Consider the following 18,213-nt stretch of genomic DNA (forward strand, 5'->3'; position numbering starts at 1 on the left):
GTGGAGGGAGAGGGCGCCCGGGCGAGGTCGTCCGCTCAGGCCGCGGGAGTCGGACGCGGAGGCGCCGTACTGCCGCGTTCGACGATCTCAGGGCCGAGGAGGCGCACGACGTACGCCTCCTCGGTGTCGGTCGCGCCTTCGATCCGGCGGACGAGCTGACGCACCGCCATGCTCCCGAGCCGGTCGGGTGCGCTCTCCACGAAGGAGTAGGGGAGCGAGAAGGTGCGCGCGAACTCCTCCGAGAACCGGCCGAGCACCGAGACGTCCTCCGGGCTCCTCGTGCTCCGCGCTCCCAGAACGCTCGGAAGTGCCGCTGCGGCCGCCTCGTTGTTGACGAGCAGGCCCGTCGCCCGCGGGTGCGCGTCGAGCAGATCTCCGAGCGCCCGGCCGACGTCCGGCTGGGTGGAGGGCGCGAACGACGTGTGCAGTCGGATGCCGTGGGCGTCGGCGGCCTGGAGAGCGGCGTCCTGCAGGCGCCAGACGTAGGCGCCGCCGCGATCGACGACGTGCTGTGGCGGGGACACGAGCACGAGCTCCCGATGCCCGAGGGCGTGGAAGTGCTCGATCATCGCGCGACCGGTCTCCTCGAAGTCGAGGTCGAAGACGTCGACGCCGGAGCAGTCCCTCGGCAGGCCGACGAGGGCGCCCGGCTGCCGGGCGTTGCGCAGGATGTCCAGCCGCGGATCGTCCACGGCGACGTTGAGCAGGACGATCCCGTCGACCATGCGGGAATCGCTGATGCGTCGCAGTGCGCTCGTGCCGTCCGCGTCGGTGACCAACAGGATGTCGTATCCGAGCTCGCGGGCCATGTTCGAGACGCCGAGGGTGTACTGCAGCATCGCGGGGGCGAACTCGTCCTCGAGGAACTGCGCCAGCAGGCCGATGACCCGGGTCTGCGAGGTCGCCAGCGATCGCGCGCCCGCGTTGGGCGTGAACTCCAGGCGACGAGCCGCGGCGAGCACTCGCCGGCGCACTTCGGCCGAGATCGGGCGGTTGCCCGAGAACGCGTAGGACGCGGTGCTGCGGGAGACGCCCGCTTCGCGGGCGACGTCTGCGATGGTGGCCACTGTCGTTCTCCTCGGAGGCTGTCGGACGGCGAGGACCGGTCGGACTGCTGCAGGCTCTCCGCTCAGGTGCAGGAGAGCACGCGGCGGTCGCACCTCATGCTCCTGCATCCAGGGGCCGCTGCCGGTCCGGGTGGGGGGCGCCCCAACTGCGCCCAGCCTGCCGTGGCATGCCCCGCACACGCTCGAGGCGCCCTGTACGGATACGGGGCGCCTCGAGGTCCGGGTCAGTTCAGGGTGAACTGGACGGTGGTGGTGTTCCCGGCGACGTCGTGGACGACCATGGTGTTGGCACCCTCGACCGCGCCGAAGACGCCCGGCTTGATGAAGTTCACGTCTGACCACGCGTTGTCGGTGAGATCCTTCACGCGACCGTTGATGACCGCCCTGTCGATCCTGCCCGCGTCGTACAGCTTGAAGCTCACCTGGTCGTAGACGCCCTTCTCACCGGTGGTGAAGGAGGGCTCGGTCTTGACCGTGGCCGTCGGCGCCGTGCTGTCCAGCGTCACCGCGAAGGTCTTCGTGGGCGCGATGTTGCCCGCGAGATCCTCCGCGTTGTACTTGACGGTGTAGTTCCCGTCGGGCAGCTGCACCGTGGCCGAGTGCGATCCGGTCCTCGCTCCACCGGCGACCGGGGACTGCGTGCTCTTGACGAGCTTGCCGTCCTTGTAGATGTTGGCCACGATGCGCTTCAGTCCGAGGTCGTCCGTCGCGTCGACCTGGACGGCCAGTGCGGAGAAGGGGCCCGCCGTGGTGGGCGACACCAGCGTGACCGCCGGCTTGGTCGTGTCGGCGACGGCGACCGGCGTGAGCGTCCAGAACCGGTCGGCGGTCTGGGCGTCGGTCGCGGTGCTGGTGGTGGCCCCGTCGGTTCCGAGCACGATGGTCCCGTTCCGGTTGTTCCCCGAGGAGTCCTGGAGCGCGGCTCCGGACGCCTCGTCGAACGCGTACTGCGCGACGGTGCCCGCCGCCGCCCGGCCGCCGGCCAGAGCGGCCACGTCGGCCGCGGACAGCGCCCGGTCGTAGACGGCGAAGTCGTCGATCGCGCCGTCGTAGGCCGGGTCCCCGTACTGCGACTTGCCCAGGTAGTTCCGGTTGGTGTTCCCGAGAGCCGACGGCTTCACCGTCATGTTCGGGTTCGTGGCGACGACCGTGCCGTTGAGGTACATCGTGCCCTGCGTGCCCGAGACGGTGACGACCACGTTCGACCACTGGTTGAGCGGGAAGTTCTGACCGCCGTAGGTCAGTCGCTGCTCGCCTCCGGCGCCGGTGTTCGTGATGGCGAACCGCGGTCCGGCACCCCCGGCGTTGAGAGTGAGGAACATGTTGACGTTCTGGCCCGTGCCGAAGTCGAAGACGCGGGAGTAGTTCGTCAGCGACGCCGGCTTGATCCAGGTCGAGACCGACCAGTCGCCGGTGAGTCCGCTGACGATTCCGCTGGGGAGCGACCCGTACGACGCCGTCTTGCAGAAGTCCAGTGCCGTGCCGAACCTGCCCGGCTGGCGGGCTCCGCTGACCTGGCAGTTGGAGGTCGGTGCGCCGTCGGACCACTGGATGACCGCAGCGCCCGCGTCCTTGCTCAGGTTGAGGACCCCGAGCGTCTTGCCCGTCGCGTAGTTCGCGAGGCGGACCTTCCCCTTCCCGTCGGGGATGAGCTGCCAGAGCTGCTCGTCTCCGCCGTTCGCGTCGGCGATCACCGCGGCTGCTCCGTTGGACGTCGCGGCGCCGGCGATGGTCAGGGCGCGTCCGCTGGGCGTGTGGATGACGCGGTAGAGGCCCTGGCCCGCTGCCGTGATCCTCCACGCCTGTCCGGTCGAGGTCGCGGAGTCGGCCTGGACGACCGGCGTCCCGTTCGCGGTCGCGCCGCCCTGCGTGGCGAGCTGCAGACCGGAGTTCGCGTTGTCCACGGTGTAGTCGCCCGCCAGGCTGGTCGGGCTCTTCTCCGGGGTGACGATCACCTGGTAGCCGTAGGTCGGGTTCATCACGATGGGCACCGTGATCGATCCGTCGCTGGCGACCTCGTAGGTCGTGTTCGAGATGGTGACCGGGCCGTCGGTCTTCACCGTGCGGCCGTAGGAGGCGGTGAAGTCCACCTGGACGTCGACCTTCGAGCCGAGCGACAGCTCGTCGAGCCCGTTGACCTTGATGGACGTGGCTCCGGTGTTGCCACCGGCGATGACGCGCACTTCGTCGCCCTCGTCGCTGACGGAGGCGGCGCCGTCGAGCGGGCTCTCGTTCGACGGCGGCGTGGTGGTCACCATCTGGCCGCTCATCTGGGCGTACCAGGTGTAGAGCCAGTACGCGCCGTTGGGGTCGCCGTTCCGTCCGGTGAGGAGGTCGCCCAGGGCGCCCGACTGGTTCCAGAACGGGAGCTCGGCGCGGGTGATCCCGTAGCGCTCGAGCTTCGCGATGTATCCGACCAGCGGGCCGGACAGGCCGACCTCGGCGGGTGCCGCGTACTCGGTGATGTCGATGGGCGGCTCGGGGAGGTCGAGGTCGTCGAGGATCGCCCGGACCTTCTCGACGTCGCCCTTGATCTTCGAGGAGCGGATCAGCTCGTGCCACTCGAGGACGTCCGGGAGGGTGTCGGTCGCCTTCGCGTGCTCGTAGAACGCGCGCATGTTCGTGATGTTGTCGGAGTAGGCGGGGCCCTGGATCGGCATCTCGGGGTCGAGGGTGCGGATCAGACGGTGGGTCTCGGTCCAGAGATCGAAGAAGGAGCCGTTCGACGCCTGCCAGGTGATGTCGGGCTCGTTCCAGATGGCATAGGCGACGATGTTCGTCTTGCCGGATGCCTGCGTGTCCTCGACCATCTTCTCGACGGCCGGGAGCCAGGAGGCCTTGTCGTATCGATAGGGCCAGCCGGGCAGGTAGTCCACCAGGCGGACGACGACGCCCGCACCGGCCGACTTCGCGGTGTCGGCGACCGACAGGGCGTCACCGGTCGGCTGCTGGGTGCCCCCCTCGGGCTTCTGCACGAAGGTGTGCGGCTTGATGGGGAGGATCTTGTCGAGGGACGGGACGCCGGCGCTCGCCAGTCCGTACAGGGACCCGCTGGCCATGTGAGTGACGGGGCGGAAGGGCTGGTCGGCCTCCACGACGAGCGTGGCTGCGGCTCCGGGTGCCGCTTCCGCGGGAGCGCCCACGGCGAGGACGCTCCCCGCTGCGACGACCGCCGCTGAGACGACTGCTGCGAGGACACGACGCCCGCGGATCCGACGGCGCTGTCGCCGGTCGGCATCCGTGGGAGGCGTCTCGCGTAGAGCGATGGATCTGTTCATCTGCTGTATCTCCATTGATCGAGCGATTGGTCGAACCTGTCCGCACAGTGCTGCATAAATCATCGAACCGGTTCGATGTGGATTAAAGCATTAACTGGCCGAGGCCTCAATACCTCTGAGCTCTTCGAGCCTTTCGCGCCTGATGCGACATGATGCGTTCGTATCTTTCCGACACCTCTGCACCAGAAGTTGCGAAAGCTTATGAGGAGGACCGCGAGTGACTCGGGAAAGAGCTGTCGACGGCGTTTTGTCCTGGGCGCGCGTCCCACGGGGGAGGACCGTGCGGGAGCGGATCCCCGGCTGTGCCGCATCGTCGAAGGTCTCGACCCGGTCCGTTCACCGGGGCGGGGTCGAGGGAGAAGCCCCTCCGCCGCGACGAGCGGCAGAGCAGCGACCCTCAAGCGGTTCGGACCTCTACCGTTGCACCCGTGCCCCTCCTTCTCGCCGACCTGCTGTCGTGAGAGCGCTCGTCGCCTGGCTCGAGCGCCGCCAGATCCCGCTCTACCTCGCCGCGATCGCCGCCGGCGCCGCTCTCGGACTGCTGCTGCCCGCCGCGCACCACCTCGAGGTCGCGATCGAACCGGTGCTCGCGCTGCTGCTGTTCGCCACGTTCCTCGGGGTCCCGTTCGCCGCGATCGGACGATCTCTGCGCGACGGCCGCTTCCTCGCCGCGGTCGGGGTGCTGAACTTCGTCGTCGTGCCGCTCGTCGCCTACGGGCTGTCCCGATTCGTCGCCGACACTCCGGTGCTGCTGTTCGGGGTCCTCCTGGTGCTCCTGACGCCGTGCATCGACTACGTGATCGTGTTCGCCGGGCTCGCCGGAGGGGCGTCCGACCGACTGCTCGCCGCCGCACCGCTGCTGATGCTCGCGCAGATCCTCCTCCTCCCCGTGTATCTGCTGCTCTTCATCGGTCCTGCGGGGGTGGCGGTGGTCGACGCCGGTCCGTTCGCGCGGGCGTTCCTGCTGCTGATCGTGGTGCCGTTGTCCGCGGCCGGGCTGGTGCAGGCACTCGCGCGCCGACACGTGTCCGGCCGGATCGTCGAGTCCACGATGCTCGGGCTCATGGTGCCGCTCATGACGGCCACGCTCTTCACCGTCGTCGCCCCCCAGGCCGGCGCCGTGGGCGCCTCGGCCGGCCGGCTTCTCGTCCTCGTCCCGCTCTACGCGGGATTCCTCGTGGTCATGACCGCTCTGGGGCTGGGTGCTGGACGCGTCTTCCGACTCGACGTGACCGCGACGCGCGCCCTCGTGTTCAGCGGCGCGACCCGCAACTCGCTCGTCGTGCTGCCCCTCGCACTCGCGCTCCCGGCACCGCTGTCGCTCGCGCCCGTCGTCGTCGTCACGCAGACCCTCGTGGAACTCGTCGGCATGGTCGTCCTCGTCCGACTGCTCCCTCGGCTCGCCCGAGACCGAGCAGTGCGGGCCAGCCCGGTCTGACGCGGACTCACCAGCACCCGAGACGACTCGGGCCTGCAGAAGGGCCGCCCGGGGAGTCGCCCGGGGCGTGCTCGCTGGTCAGTCCTTCTCCGGTCTGCCCGCAGTCCCCGCGTCAGCGGGCTCATCGGCCGGGGCGACAGGAGCTGCGGACTCGACCGCGGTGGGCTGGACCTCGGCTGATCTCGCATTCCTGGCGGCGAGGCGCTTCTTCTGGGACTTGCCGGTGCTGAACGGGCTCACCCACAGCCAGGAGAAGCGCCGCAGCGACTGGAAGATGAACAGCGACGCCCAGAGGGAGAACACCGTCAGGGCGACCGGGAAGACCGTCGCCGGAAGGGGTGGGACATTCGTCTCGCCGAGCAGGGGGACGAATGCGACGACGACCGCGATCACGAAGAGGTGCAGGAGATAGATCTGGAAGCTCTGCTGCCCCATGGTGACGAAGATCTTCAGTGCGCGGACCTTGACGAGGTACTGGGAGCCGGCGATGCCCGCGATGATCGCGACCGAACTGGCGATCAGGATGACGCCCGGAACGCGGTTGGCGTCGAAGGCGACGATCACCGCGATGATGCCGAGGTAGGCCACCGCGAGCGCGAGCGCCTGCCAGAGCTTCACGCGAGCGGCGAAGCGGTAGAACGTGCGGGGGATGAACATCGCCACGAGGAAGAAGATGAAGTTCTGGAGCACCCGGTCCCAGCCGATGTTGTCGGTGTCCAGCAGGCCGGTGGTCGTCGCCGCGACGGCCAGCAGCCCGGCCACCGAGAGCTGGATCCATCGGGGCACCTTGCGGATCAGCCAGGCGAGGATGCTGAAGATCGCGAGAGCCCAGATGAACCAGTAGCTGCTCGACGGCAGGATGGGGAGCACCAGCACGTTGAGCGGGTCCGTCGGCGAGGTCGCCTCCGACCGTGAGAACGGGACGATGAGGTAGAAGACGACCCGGATGAACGACCACAGCAGGTAGAGGTACACCAGCGCGAGAACTCGGCGGCGCCACAGTTCGGCGAACGTCCACGTCAGCATCCGGGCGGCCGTGAGGCCCGCGATGAAGAAGAACACGGGCATGGGGAAGTAGAGGAGCACGGTCCGGAGCTTCGGGACGTACCCCGCGAGGTCGAAGAATCCGAGGAACAACGACGAGTGGTAGAGCACGACGAGGCTGATCGCGACGCCCTTGGCGAAGTCGATCCACTCCCGCGACTCGGGGCGCTTCACCACGGCGCCGGTCGCACTCGACCCGGTCATCCGCCGCTCCTCGCGTGGGCGCACACGGCGCGATCACTGTTCACCAATTGCTGCGGATCCATTGCGCCCCCAAGATGTCGAATTCGAACCGGATGCGAATGAGCCCCCGGTTCATTCCCCGTACGGGTCCTGAGAGTACGGGAAAGTTTCCGATCACGGACGAGTCGATGGAGTATCGAGGCGGCAAGGGAACCCCGGACGCCTCGCAGCCGCCTGTCCGCAGACATCGCCCGTCCGATCCCGGAGTCGCTCGGTGGATCGGGACGGGCGGCGGAGGATCGCAGACGAATGGACCGTCGAGAGACCCGCAGACGGCGCTTTCGTCCAGCCCCGGGGGTCGCGGACCCGAAGAACGAGACGAAACCGGCGTGCGGCCAGGACACCTCGACCTCTCCGGCATACTCCATGACGTGAACGACGCCACCACCGCCCCCAGTCTCGACGGCCGCGAGTTCGTGATGACCTCCTCGACCAACAGTGCGGTCCACCCGGAGTCGCCGTCGCGGTTCCACTACTCCGAGCGCGACGGAGTGGTCTGGGGCGACTACGTCGGCGACACCGTGACCTTCGGCCGGTTCGTGGGCACGCGCACCGGCGACGCCCTGCAGATCTCGTTCGTGCACCAGCTGATCGACGGCGGGACCGTGGTCAGCGGCACCGGCGGCAGCCGCGTCGAGCTCGACGGGGAGGGCCTGCTGCGGCTCGTCGAGGAGTTCGAGATCGACGGCGACGACCACGTCAGCATCTGCGTCGAGGTCTGACGCTCAGCGCGCCGCGTCGCGGCCGTTCCCCGCGGTGGTGAACCGCGTCATGCCGAGCCGGTTCGTCGATCCGGAGCGGTCGGGGATGTCGGAGGGCAGCAGGTAGGCCTTGCGCACCACCTCGTCGAGCACGACGACCGAGACCACCGACTTCACCTCGGGCCGGGCCGCGACCACGCCGGTGACGAAGTCGTGCACGCCGCCGATGTCGAGCGAGCGGACCAGGAGCATCGCGTCGTGCTCGCCGGTCGTGATGCAGCAGTACTCGACGTCGGGCATCTGGAGGATGCCCTCGCGGAACCGGTGCCACGACTGCGGATGCACCGTCACGAACACCAGGGCGCAGACATCGAGCCCCACCTTGCCGGGATCGACCAGGGCCGAGAACCCGGTGATGACACCGGATGCGGTGAGCTGCTCGACCCGGTTGTAGACGCTCGCCCGCGAGACGTTCACGCGCTCGGCCAGGGCGGACATCGAGATGCGCCCGTTCTCGCGCAGGACGGCGAGGATGCGCAGATTGAGGTCGTCGAGCCCGCCCGCGCTTTGTCCAGCGACCGCACCGGCGGCCGGATCGGTGATCGACATAATCCACTCCTTCGTCGCTGCGGGCGGCAGTTCGTCCACGATAGCGGCCCTCTGGAAACGGAGTGCGTCGCGATGTGCCATCGTTTCGCAACACGTCCAGCCGAACCCTCGCCAGGAGGCCTCCATGGTTGTCCGCTCCACCCGCACCCCGCGCTCCGCCCCGACGCGAGTGGTGATCGCCGCTGCGGCGGTCTCCCTCGCCCTTCTGGTGGCGGGCTGCTCCTCGGGCCGCGTCGACACCGCCGACGGCAGCAGCGCGACGCTCACCATCAACAAGGCGTTCGACCTCAAGACCGCCGACCCGGGCCGCATGTACGAGCCGACCGGCCAGATGGTCGACAAGGCGCTCTACGAGACCCTCCTCACCTTCGAGGGCGGCGACGTCTCGCAGGTCGTCGACGGCCTCGCGAGCCTCGAGCAGGCCGACGACGCGAAGACCTTCACCCTCACCCTGAACGGCGAGCACACCTTCTCGGACGGCACCGCGATGACCGCCGACGACGTGGTGTTCTCGCTGCAGCGCGTGATCGGCCTCAAGGGCAACCCCTCGTTCCTCCTCGACGGCGTCACCGTCACGAAGAAGGACGACACGACGGTGGTGCTGACCACCGAGAACCCCACGCCCGCCCTGCCGGCGATCCTGGCGAACCCGGCGCTCGGCATCCTGAACTCGAAGGTCGTGAAGGAGAACGGCGGCACCACCGACGAGACCGACACCGCCGAGACGTTCCTCAACACCACCTCCGCCGGCTCCGGCCCGTACGTGCTCGACACGCTCGACCTCGCCTCGCAGGTCGTGCTGACCGCGAACGAGAACTACGACGGCGACGCCCCGGGCTACGGCCGCGTGGTCATCCAGAACGTCGAGGGTGCGACCCAGAAGATCAATGTCGAGGGCGGCAGCGCCGATGTGGCGCTGGACCTCTCGGGCACTCAGGCGGAGGCGCTCGGCGACTCGGTCGCGGTGACCAGCGACCCGTCGGCGAACGTGATCTTCCTGCTGCTCAACCAGAACCCGAGCGTCTCGGCGATCACGTCGAACCCCGACTTCGTGAAGGCCGTGAAGGAGGCCGTCGACTACGACGACCTCGTCTCGATCGCCGGCAACGGCACCGCCCAGGCGTCCGGCGTCATCCCGAGCATGCTGCTCGGCGCCCTGCCCGAGAGCGGCGCGCTCACCCAGGACCTCGACGCCGCGAAGGCGGACCTCGCGAAGAGCGGCTACGCGGGCGAGTCCGTGACGCTCGACTTCCCGAGCGACATCAGCCTGAACGGCATCGACTTCCCGACCATCGCGCAGCGCATCCAGTCGCAGCTGAAGGACGCCGGCATCACCGTCGAGCTCGCCCCGGCCCCCGTCGCCACCGAGCTCGACGCCTACCGCAACGGCACCGAGACCATGGGCCTCTGGTACTGGGGCCCGGACTACCCGGACCCGAGCGACTACCTCGTCTTCACCCCGGGCGACGTCGTGGGCCTCCGCTCCGGCTGGACCGACGGTGCGGCCCCCGCGATCTCGGCGCTGGCCGACGCCGCGGCCACCGGCGGCAGCGACGACGAGCGCCAGTCGCGCTTCGAGGAGCTGCAGACCGCGCTGAACGCCGACGGCCCCTTCATCCCGCTGCTCCAGCCCGGCAACAACATCGCCGCGGCGAAGGACGTCTCGGGTGTCGTCTACAACGCGGTGTGGACCATCGACATCGCGGCCCTCGCCGCGCAGTAGCCCGTGTCCACCACCACGACGGCCGTCCGGACCCCGCGTCAGCGCGGGGGCCGGGCGGCCCACCCGTTCCTCCGCTACGCGCTCCGCCGCGTGCTCACCTCGCTGCTGCTGGTGGTGGGCGTGACCCTCGTCACCTTCATCCTGACCAACCTCGTGCCGGGCGACCCCGTGGCGGCCGCCCTCGGCCAGCGCGCTGCGGAGGATCCGGAGATCGTCGCGCAGTTCCGCGCCCAGTACGGTCTCGACCAGCCGCTCGTCGTGCAGTACTTCACCTACCTCGGCAACCTGCTTCACGGGGACCTCGGCGTCTCCACCACCACGCACAACCCGGTGGTCGCCGACCTGGCGAAGGCGCTGCCGGCCACCCTCGAGATCGCCTTCGGCGCCATCGTGCTCAGCGTGATCATCGGCGTGCTGTTCGGCACCGTCGCCGCCTACCGACGCGGCAGGGCCTCCGACCACGTTCTGCGCGTCGTGTCGCTGGCCGGCCTCAGCGTGCCGACCTTCTGGCTCGCGCTGGTCCTCTACTACGTCCTCTACTTCCAGCTGCGGATCGCGCCGGGATCCGGCCGGCTGAGCAGCGACTTCACCACGCCGCCGACGGTGACGGGCCTCTACACGGTCGACGCCCTGCTCGCCGGCCAGCTCGACACCTTCCTCGACGCGGCGTCGCACCTCTTCCTCCCCGTGCTCGTCCTGACGCTCTACACGGTGGGCCTGCTGACCCGGTTCGTGCGCACCGCGGTGCTCGAGATCCTCGACCAGGACTACGTGCGGGCCGCCCGCGCGAAGGGGCTGCCGAACCGCGCGGTCACCTTCTCCTACGTGCTGCGCGGGGCGAGCATCCCGATCCTCACCGTCGTGGGCCTCGCCTTCGGCAGCCTGCTCAGCGGCACCGTGCTCGTCGAGGCGGTCTTCGGCTGGCCCGGGATCGGCTCCTACGCCTACCAGGCCGCGTCGCACCTCGACCTGCGCGGCATCATGGGCGTCGGCCTGCTCATCGGCGTGATGTACCTGCTCGTGAACCTGATCGTCGACCTGCTGTACGGCGTGCTCGACCCGAGAGTGAGGCTGGCCTCGTGACGGATCCGCGAACCACCCGGTCCGACCCGCGCGACGGCGCTCCGGCCGGTCCGCGCGACGGCGTCGGTGCCGGAGTGCTCGACCCGGTCGCCGCCCCCGGCCTCCGCCTGCGCCGCCCCCGCCTGGGCCGCTGGTCGGCGCCGCTCGGACTCCTCGGCGCCGCCGTCGGCGTGCTCTGGATCCTCATCGCCGTGCTCGCCCCCGTCATCGCCCCGCACGATCCGCTCGCGCAGGACCTGCCCCTCCTCCAGGCACCCGGCGAGGGCACGCTGATGGGGACCGACGCGCTCGGCCGGGACGTGTTCTCGCGCGTGATCTGGGGTGCCCGGGTCACGATCCCGCTCGCCCTGCTGCTCGTCGTGATGTCGGTGCTGATCGGCGCGATCGTCGGATCCGTCGCCGGATTCCTCGGCCGTGCGGTCGACGAGGTCGCGATGCGCATCACCGACCTCGTGATGGCGTTCCCCACGGTCATCCTGGCGATGGTGATCGCGGCCGCGCTCGGAGCGTCGCTCCTGAACGCGGTGCTCGCGGCGCTGATCGTGTCGTGGCCGTCCTACGCCCGGCTGACCCGCGGTCTCGTGCTCGGCCTCCGCTCGTCGAACTACGTCGTGTCCGGACAGCTGCTCGGCTTCTCGCCGCTGCGCTCCATCGTCCGCGACATCGCGCCCAACATCGTCGGCCCGGTGCTCGTCCTGGCGAGCCTCGACATCGGCACGGCCATCCTCCTGCTGTCGGGCCTGTCGTTCCTCGGGCTCGGCGCGAAGCCGCCGACCGCCGAGTGGGGCTCGATGGTGTCGGACGCCATCCAGAACTTCGACGCGTGGTGGATCGGCGTCTTCCCGGGCCTGGCCATCCTCACCGTCGTCATCGCGTTCAACTTCGTCGGCGACGCCCTGCGCGACGCCCTGGACCCGCGGTCGCAGACGATCCGCGGAGGAGGCGCCACGCTGTGAGCGACGCACTGACCATCAGCGGGCTGCGCATCCGCACCCGCAGCCACGCCATCGCGGACGGCATCGATCTGGCGTTGCGCCGCGGCGGCATCCACGGTCTCGCCGGCGAGTCGGGCTCGGGCAAGACCATGACCGCCCTGGCGGTGCTCGGACTGCTGCCCGGAGCGATGACGGCCAGCGGGAGCATCCGCCTCGCCGACGACACCGGCGACGGCACGACGGAGCTCGTCGGCGCGTCCCGGCAGGTGCTCGGCACGGTGCGCGGACGCCGGGTCGCCATGGTCTTCCAGGACCCGTCGACGAGCCTGCATCCGCAGCTCACCGTGGGCCGCCAGCTCACCGACCACCTGCGCCACCACCTCGGTCTCGGCAAGGAGGCCGCGCGGTCCAGGGCCGAGGCCCTGCTCGAGCGGGTGCGGGTCCCGGACGCCCGGGCCTCCCTCGGGCGCTACCCCCACCAGTTCTCCGGGGGTCAGCGGCAGCGCATCGCGATCGCGGTGGCGCTCGCGTGCGAGCCCTCGGTGCTGCTGGCCGACGAGCCGACGACCGCGCTCGACGTGACCGTGCAGGCCGGAGTGCTGCAGCTGCTGCGGGAGCTGGTCGACGACGGCGGGCTGAGCATCCTGCTCGTCACCCATGACCTCGGCGTGATGAGCGCCGTGGCCGACGAGGTGACGGTGATGCGCCAGGGGCTCGTCGTGGAGTCGGCTCCGCGCGAGCGGCTGTTCACCGCACCCGAGGACGAGTACACGCGGGCGCTGCTCGCGGCTCTGCCCGGCTCGAGCTTCGAGGAGAGCCCGGAGGAGCTGGTCGCCGAGCTCGTTGAGGGGCACGAGAGGGCCGCCGCCGCGGACGATCCGGGCGCGGCCACGGCAGGCGACGTCGAGAGGGGTGCGCGATGAGCGCGGGAGTGGTTCTCGAGGCCGATGGCATCGTCGTCGAGTACGGGCGGCGACCGCCGCTGCGTGCCGTCGACGGGGTCGGCTTCCGGGTGGCGGCCGGCGAGGTCGTGGCGCTGGTCGGCGAGAGCGGCTGCGGCAAATCGAGCCTCGCGCGCGCCGTCGTCGGCATCGAGAAGCGCCGCGGTGGCGACGTGCGCCTGAACGGCGTCGACGTCCCCGCGCTCGGACTCCGTCGGCGCAGTCCGGCGATGACCGGCGTGCAGATGGTCTTCCAGGATCCGAACTCCTCGCTCAACCCCCGTCGCCGCATCGGCGAGCAGATCGGCGACGGCGTCCGGGCGGCTCTCGCCCGGGGAGCCGAGGGCTCGGACCCGGCCGACTGGCTGCGCCGCGTCGGGCTCGACCCGGCGATGGCGAGCCGGTTCCCGCACGAGTTCTCCGGCGGCCAGAAGCAGCGCATCGCCATCGCGCGGGCCCTCGCGGCGCGGCCGCGGATGCTCGTGGCCGACGAGCCGATCTCGGCCCTCGACGCCTCGACCCAGACGAGCGTCGCCGCGCTGATGCGCTCGCTCAGCGTCGAGGCCGGCGCGGGCATGCTGTTCATCTCGCACGACCTCTCGGTGGTCCGGCGCATCGCCGACCGGGTGCTCGTGATGTACCGCGGCCGGGTCGTGGAGTCGGGGGACACCGAGACGGTGTGGCAGAGCCCGCTGCACCCGTACACGCGGGCGCTGCTCGCGGCGATCCCGCTGCCGGACGGGCTGGGGCGGCTGCCGCTGGCTCCACTCGACGCCGACCGGGCGGCCTGGCTCGAGGAGCTGCCCGACGCGCTGGAGCGGACGGGCGCGTGAGCGCGGTGGAGGAGGCCCGGGCCGAGGAGTCCGCACTCTGGAGCATGCCGAGGGCCGTGAACCGCAGCCCGCTCCCCGGGGACGGCGCGTTCATGACCGCCGGCTGGGCCGATCCGGAGCCGGTGATCGACCCCGACGAGCCGGTGCTCGCCTACACCGCGGAGCGCCGGTCGCGACTGGCGCAGGCGCTGCCCGCCGAGCTGCTGATCATCCCCGCCGGCCTGCCGCGGGTGCGCTCGAACGACAGCAACCACCGCTTCCGCCCGGGCACCGACCACGTGTGGCTGACGGGCAACGGAGTCGCCGAGAGCGTGCTCGTCGTCGACACGACGGGAGGGGAGGCCGGCTCGATCCTGTACCTGCGTGCTCCCTCCGGCCGCGACGGAGACGAGTTCTGGCAGAACGACGCGCTCGGCGACCTCTGGGTCGGGCCGCGGCCGTCGCTCGCCGAGACGCAGGCGGCGCTGGGCATCGAGACCCGGCCGCTGGCCGACTTCACCCGCGACGTGGAGCGGGCCGCGCGGCGGGCCCGGCGCATCCGGGTCCTGCCCACCCTCGACGAGAGCGTCGACGAGCTGGTGCGGAGCATCTGCGGGCCGGAGCTCGGACCGCACCTCGTGCTCAAGGCGACGCTCGACGAGCTGCGCCTGATCAAGAACGACTGGGAGATCGGACGGCTGCAGCTCGCCGTCGACGGCACGGCGCGGGGCTTCGACGACTGCCTCGAGGCGTGGCCGGTCGCCCGCGCGATGCCCCGCGGCGAGCGCTACCTCGAGGGCACCTTCGCCCGCCGCGCCCTGGTCGAGGGACAGGGGCCGGCCTACGGATCGGTCGTCGCCTCGGGAGCGCACGCCACGACCCTGCACTACACGCGGAACACCGGGCCCCTCGCCGAGGGCGATCTCGTCCTGATGGACATGGGGGTCGAGCTGCACTCGCTCTACGCCGCCGACATCACCCGGACCTTCCCGGTCAGCGGGGAGTTCACCCCGCTGCAGCGGGACGTGTACTCGATCGTGCTGCGCGCGCAGCAGGCCGGCATCGACTCCCTGCGCGCGGGAGTGCGCTTCCAGGACTACCAGGACGCGTGCGGGCGAGCCCTCACCGAGGGGCTGATCGACCTCGGCCTGATCCGCTGCTCCGTCGACGAGGCCATGGCCCCGTCCGCGTCGTACCACCGCCGGTGGAGCATCTCCCGCGCCGGGCACATGCTCGGGATGGACGTGCACGACTGCAACCACGCTCCGCACGAGACGTACCTCGGCGGAGTGCTCGCGGCCGGCCACACGCTCACCGTGGAACCGGGCCTCTACTTCCAGCCGGGCGACCTGACGGTCCCCGCCGAGCTGCGGGGGCTGGGCATCCGGATCGAGGACGACCTCGTGGTCACGGAGACGTCGTCGATCCTGCTCTCGGCGGCGATGCCGCGCACGCCCGACGCGGTAGAGGAGTGGATGGCGAGGTTGGCGGGCTGAGAGATCGGGCCCTCGACGCGATCGGCCGACGCGGCCTACGGGAGCTGCGGGGGCGCGATCAGTTCGAGGAATCCGCCGAGGGCACCTTCGAGGTAGATGATGCGCGTGCCGGCTCGGGCGCCAGCGGTCATCCGGTGAGGTGTCCCGACCGGTCTCCAACCGTGTCCAGCGCAGAGCTCGAGGACACGATCGAGGTCCGAGACCGTGAGCGCGATGTGCACCGTGCCGACCTGTGCGGGCGAGCCGGCGGACTCGAGCTGTCGGGGCGGGTCGTACTGCAGCAGCTCCACACGGTGGGGGCCGAGGGTCACCGTCGCTGCGCGGATCACGGCTCCACGGACGCCGGTGGTCGCCGCCGTGACCTCCACGTCGAGCGTGAAGGTGCGCTCGAGCACGAACCCGAGACCGGAGCACCACAGCACCAGCGCGTCGTCGAGGTCGGCCACGGTGAGACCGGAGTGAGCGACGTCGGAGACGAGCGGTGATGCCATGACCTCAGTATCGAGCTCCGACACGCCTGCCTGAGGATGTGCGGCACTCCTCACCCTCCCTGGGTGAGGCCGGTGATCAGGTTGATGGCGACGGCGACGACGAAGGTGCCGAAGAAGTAGGACAGCAGGGCGTGGGCCAGGGCTACGCGGCGTGAGGGGGTGGAGGACTGGGTGATGCTGCTCGCGCTGTAGGCCATCCCGATCGAGAACGCGGTGTAGGCGAAGTCGCTGTAGGACGGTTCCTCGTCCTGGTCGAAGTCGAAGCGGTGGCGGTCGTCGAGGTAGTACATGCGCGCGTACTTGAAGGCGTAGACGGTGTTGATGAGCGCCCAGGCCGCGACGACCCCGACGACCGCGAGGATCGCGGCCGCGGATCCGACGGGGTCCTTCTGCTGGCTGCGGAGGAGTGCGACGACCACGAGGACGAGGCTGAAGAAGGTGGCGGCGATGATGAGCGAGTCGACCAGCTTCCGGGACCGGTCCTCGTGGCGGGCGAGGTCGCGGGTGCGTTCCGGGCCGGCCGGCCACGCCGTCGACCAGGCCCAGACGAGGAACACCGCCGCGGCGATCGCCCAGCGGAGCAGAGGCGACAGATCGGGGACCGCAGTGGACCCTGAGCGCTCGGGCCGGAGATCCTTCAGACGGGCACGATCGGCCCCAGCACATTGAGCGCGACGACGGCCACCAGCTGGACGACGCCCGCGGTGACCAGTCGACCACCGAGGTGCGACGTGTCAGCGGGCCGCTCGGTCACCGAGCCGATCCGTACTGCTCCCGACGTCGTCCGGCACGTGAGTCAGGATGTCGCCCACCCGGCAGCCGAGGACCTTGCAGATGGCGTCGAGTGCTGAGGAACTCACACCATCCTCCTGCGAAGAGGGGGCGGTGTCAGCCGGAGAGGGCAGTGCCCGAGAGCGGGTGGGTCAGTCGTCGTCGCTATCGGGCGCGGGTGCCTGATCGGTGCTGGTGCTCGAGGTGGAGTCGGACCAGACTGCTTGTGCGCCGGAGTCGCCGATGCGGATGACGTCGATGGTCGCTCCGACGGAGGTGGCGATCGCTGCGACGGCGAGCACGATTCCGACGAGGGGGCGGCGGGTGGTGGCGGCTCGGTCCTCGGTTCGTCGCGTGCGGCGGAACCAGAGCCACTGGACCAGGGCGACGAGGAACAGGCCGGCAGCCCAGGGGAGCAGGTGGTCGCCGAGCTCGGTGTGCTTCTCGAGGATCGCGGACGGCTCCGTCTGTCGTTCGAGCGCTTCACCGGCCTGCGTGGTGAGCGGGACGGCGATCAGCGCGGCGAGGGCGATGATCGGGGTGAGGATCCCGAACTTGCGGCGGGCGGCCGGCCAGAGGCTGCCGAGGATGAGCATCAGTGCGGCGAGGGGGAGCAGAACCACGACGGCGTGCACGAGGAGCGGGTGGAGGGGGAGGCCGTTGATCTGCCAGTCGTTCATCGGGGGCGCCTTCGGTCGAGAGGGGGGCTGTCCTCGTGACGCTAACGCGCCCCGCCCTGCGCGCTCTGCCGTTGGACGTATTCGTGTGAGCCCTCGAACGATCACTCGCCCGTCCTCCGAGCCGACTCCCCGCTTCACCGCCGATATGCGAGGAGCCGACCGAGCGGAGTCAGGACGTGTGCCGGCTCGCCGGTGCGATCAGGCGGCGGAGCCGGTCGGTCACGAGAAGGGCACCGGCGGCGTCGATGGTGAGGACGTCGACGTCGAAGCGGTCGGTGACGGTGTCGAGCGTCCCGACGCCGCCGGCGAGGATCGCGGTCGCGAGGACGTCGGCGGTGACGATGTCCTCGGCGATCACGGACACCTGCACGAAGGGGACGTCACCGGGCTCGGCAGGTCGGCGCCAGACGTGCTCTCCGCGTTCGGCGGTCCCGGAGGTGGCGATCGCGCGGCGACCGTCGCCGAGGGGGACGATGCAGAGCAGCGCCTGCCGGTCGCCGGGATCCACGATCCCGATCGTCCAGCTGTCGGCGGGCGAGGTGAGGACGTCTCCCCCGACATCGAGGAGCCATTCGCCGTCGCCGAGCAGCCGGGCCGCGTGCGCCATGGTGGTCGCTTTGACGGTTCCGGCGAGGTCGATGACCCCGTCGGGCCGGTGCGGGGTGAAGGCGCCGTCCGTCGCCGTTCGCCAGTGCAGCGATTCGGTGTAGGCGGTCCGCATCTGCTCGGACGCGGCCGTCAGCGCGAGCTCGCCGCGGGCGATCCGGGACGCCTCCGACTCCGGCCGGTACAGGCTGAAGCGGGCGTCGGCGTCGGCGAAGACGGCTTCGACGTCGCCGACCGGGGTGTCGTCGGCGGCGCGCAGGCTGACGACGGTGCCCATCGTCGTGAACGTGTGCAC

At 70.4% G+C, this 18,213-nt stretch carries 17 protein-coding genes; 8 read left to right on the top strand and 9 right to left on the bottom strand.

Features of this window, described 5'->3' with window-relative positions:
• Positions 1–35 precede the first annotated feature (35 nt).
• Positions 36–1,067 carry a LacI family DNA-binding transcriptional regulator gene (locus C5C57_RS10350; RefSeq protein WP_104297587.1) on the bottom strand — a complete coding sequence of 344 codons (1,032 nt, stop codon included), beginning with the start codon at positions 1,065–1,067 and terminating at the stop codon, positions 36–38.
• Between the two features lie 224 nt (positions 1,068–1,291).
• Positions 1,292–4,210, bottom strand: coding sequence for a LamG-like jellyroll fold domain-containing protein (locus C5C57_RS10355; protein WP_219827754.1), 2,919 nt, complete (start codon positions 4,208–4,210; stop codon positions 1,292–1,294).
• A gap of 592 nt (positions 4,211–4,802) precedes the next feature.
• On the opposite strand from C5C57_RS10355, the gene C5C57_RS10360 reads away from it, so the two are divergent.
• Positions 4,803–5,783: an arsenic resistance protein gene (locus C5C57_RS10360; RefSeq protein ID WP_104297589.1), complete on the top strand. Its 981-nt coding sequence runs from the start codon at positions 4,803–4,805 to the stop codon at positions 5,781–5,783.
• A gap of 78 nt (positions 5,784–5,861) precedes the next feature.
• Here C5C57_RS10360 and C5C57_RS10365 read toward each other — a convergent pair whose 3' ends face one another.
• On the bottom strand, positions 5,862–7,031 hold the full coding sequence (locus tag C5C57_RS10365) for an acyltransferase (RefSeq protein ID WP_104223260.1): 1,170 nt from the start codon (positions 7,029–7,031) through the stop codon (positions 5,862–5,864).
• Positions 7,032–7,441: 410 nt separating this feature from the next.
• Between C5C57_RS10365 and C5C57_RS10370 the strand changes: the two genes are divergently transcribed.
• Positions 7,442–7,792 carry a hypothetical protein gene (locus tag C5C57_RS10370; protein ID WP_258072742.1) on the top strand — a complete coding sequence of 117 codons (351 nt, stop codon included), beginning with the start codon at positions 7,442–7,444 and terminating at the stop codon, positions 7,790–7,792.
• Positions 7,793–7,795: 3 nt separating this feature from the next.
• Here the strand turns inward: C5C57_RS10370 and C5C57_RS10375 are convergent, their stop codons facing one another.
• Complete coding sequence (locus C5C57_RS10375) at positions 7,796–8,380, bottom strand: Lrp/AsnC family transcriptional regulator (RefSeq protein WP_104223259.1); 585 nt, start codon at positions 8,378–8,380, stop codon at positions 7,796–7,798.
• 124 nt (positions 8,381–8,504) lie between these two features.
• Between C5C57_RS10375 and C5C57_RS10380 the strand changes: the two genes are divergently transcribed.
• The 6 genes from C5C57_RS10380 to C5C57_RS10405 are packed head-to-tail and all read left to right on the top strand — an operon-like array spanning position 8,505 to position 15,370.
• On the top strand, positions 8,505–10,103 hold the full coding sequence (locus tag C5C57_RS10380; protein WP_104297590.1) for an ABC transporter substrate-binding protein: 1,599 nt from the start codon (positions 8,505–8,507) through the stop codon (positions 10,101–10,103).
• A 3-nt stretch (positions 10,104–10,106) separates the two neighbouring features.
• Positions 10,107–11,186 (top strand): ABC transporter permease, encoded by a 1,080-nt coding sequence (locus C5C57_RS10385; RefSeq protein ID WP_104223257.1) that lies wholly within the window; start codon positions 10,107–10,109, stop codon positions 11,184–11,186.
• A complete protein-coding gene (locus tag C5C57_RS10390; RefSeq protein ID WP_258068682.1) occupies positions 11,183–12,142 on the top strand; it encodes an ABC transporter permease in 960 nt (319 codons plus the stop codon). Before C5C57_RS10385 ends, C5C57_RS10390 begins: the two co-directional genes overlap by 4 nt.
• Positions 12,139–13,044 carry an ABC transporter ATP-binding protein gene (locus C5C57_RS10395; protein ID WP_104297591.1) on the top strand — a complete coding sequence of 302 codons (906 nt, stop codon included), beginning with the start codon at positions 12,139–12,141 and terminating at the stop codon, positions 13,042–13,044. Before C5C57_RS10390 ends, C5C57_RS10395 begins: the two co-directional genes overlap by 4 nt.
• A complete protein-coding gene (locus C5C57_RS10400) occupies positions 13,041–13,895 on the top strand; it encodes an ATP-binding cassette domain-containing protein (protein ID WP_104239496.1) in 855 nt (284 codons plus the stop codon). Before C5C57_RS10395 ends, C5C57_RS10400 begins: the two co-directional genes overlap by 4 nt.
• A complete protein-coding gene (locus C5C57_RS10405) occupies positions 13,892–15,370 on the top strand; it encodes an aminopeptidase P family protein (RefSeq protein WP_219812642.1) in 1,479 nt (492 codons plus the stop codon). The genes C5C57_RS10400 and C5C57_RS10405 overlap by 4 nt, the downstream gene beginning before the upstream one ends.
• A 35-nt stretch (positions 15,371–15,405) precedes the next feature.
• On the opposite strand, the gene C5C57_RS10410 is transcribed toward C5C57_RS10405, so the two are convergent.
• The 5 genes from C5C57_RS10410 to C5C57_RS10430 all read right to left on the bottom strand — a co-directional run bounded on the left by C5C57_RS10410 (position 15,406) and on the right by C5C57_RS10430 (position 18,213).
• The gene (locus C5C57_RS10410) at positions 15,406–15,861 is read right to left on the bottom strand and encodes a VOC family protein (RefSeq protein ID WP_104223254.1); all 456 of its coding nucleotides are present in this window, start codon (positions 15,859–15,861) and stop codon (positions 15,406–15,408) included.
• Between the two features lie 50 nt (positions 15,862–15,911).
• A complete protein-coding gene (locus tag C5C57_RS10415) occupies positions 15,912–16,502 on the bottom strand; it encodes a DUF1345 domain-containing protein (protein WP_104297593.1) in 591 nt (196 codons plus the stop codon).
• Between the two features lie 93 nt (positions 16,503–16,595).
• Positions 16,596–16,721, bottom strand: coding sequence for a helix-turn-helix transcriptional regulator (locus C5C57_RS18650; RefSeq protein ID WP_181069179.1), 126 nt, complete (start codon positions 16,719–16,721; stop codon positions 16,596–16,598).
• Between the two features lie 63 nt (positions 16,722–16,784).
• Positions 16,785–17,312: a DUF2231 domain-containing protein gene (locus C5C57_RS10425; RefSeq protein WP_104297595.1), complete on the bottom strand. Its 528-nt coding sequence runs from the start codon at positions 17,310–17,312 to the stop codon at positions 16,785–16,787.
• Positions 17,313–17,481: 169 nt separating this feature from the next.
• The gene (locus C5C57_RS10430; RefSeq protein ID WP_258059425.1) at positions 17,482–18,213 is read right to left on the bottom strand and encodes an FAD:protein FMN transferase; all 732 of its coding nucleotides are present in this window, start codon (positions 18,211–18,213) and stop codon (positions 17,482–17,484) included.

The sequence above is a fragment of the Rathayibacter sp. AY1C5 genome, from assembly GCF_002931705.1.
Lineage (GTDB): Bacteria > Actinomycetota > Actinomycetes > Actinomycetales > Microbacteriaceae > Rathayibacter.

Bases quoted from the DNA above. Each gene is read 5' to 3' on its own strand.
- C5C57_RS10365 (WP_104223260.1), bottom strand. From the start codon at position 7,031: ATGACCGGGTCGAGTGCGACCGGCGCCGTGGTGAAGCGCCCCGAGTCG.
- C5C57_RS10400 (WP_104239496.1), top strand. From the start codon at position 13,041: ATGAGCGCGGGAGTGGTTCTCGAGGCCGATGGCATCGTCGTCGAGTAC.
- C5C57_RS10410 (WP_104223254.1), bottom strand. From the start codon at position 15,861: ATGGCATCACCGCTCGTCTCCGACGTCGCTCACTCCGGTCTCACCGTG.
- C5C57_RS10375 (WP_104223259.1), bottom strand. From the start codon at position 8,380: ATGTCGATCACCGATCCGGCCGCCGGTGCGGTCGCTGGACAAAGCGCG.
- C5C57_RS10425 (WP_104297595.1), bottom strand. From the start codon at position 17,312: ATGAACGACTGGCAGATCAACGGCCTCCCCCTCCACCCGCTCCTCGTG.
- C5C57_RS10380 (WP_104297590.1), top strand. From the start codon at position 8,505: ATGGTTGTCCGCTCCACCCGCACCCCGCGCTCCGCCCCGACGCGAGTG.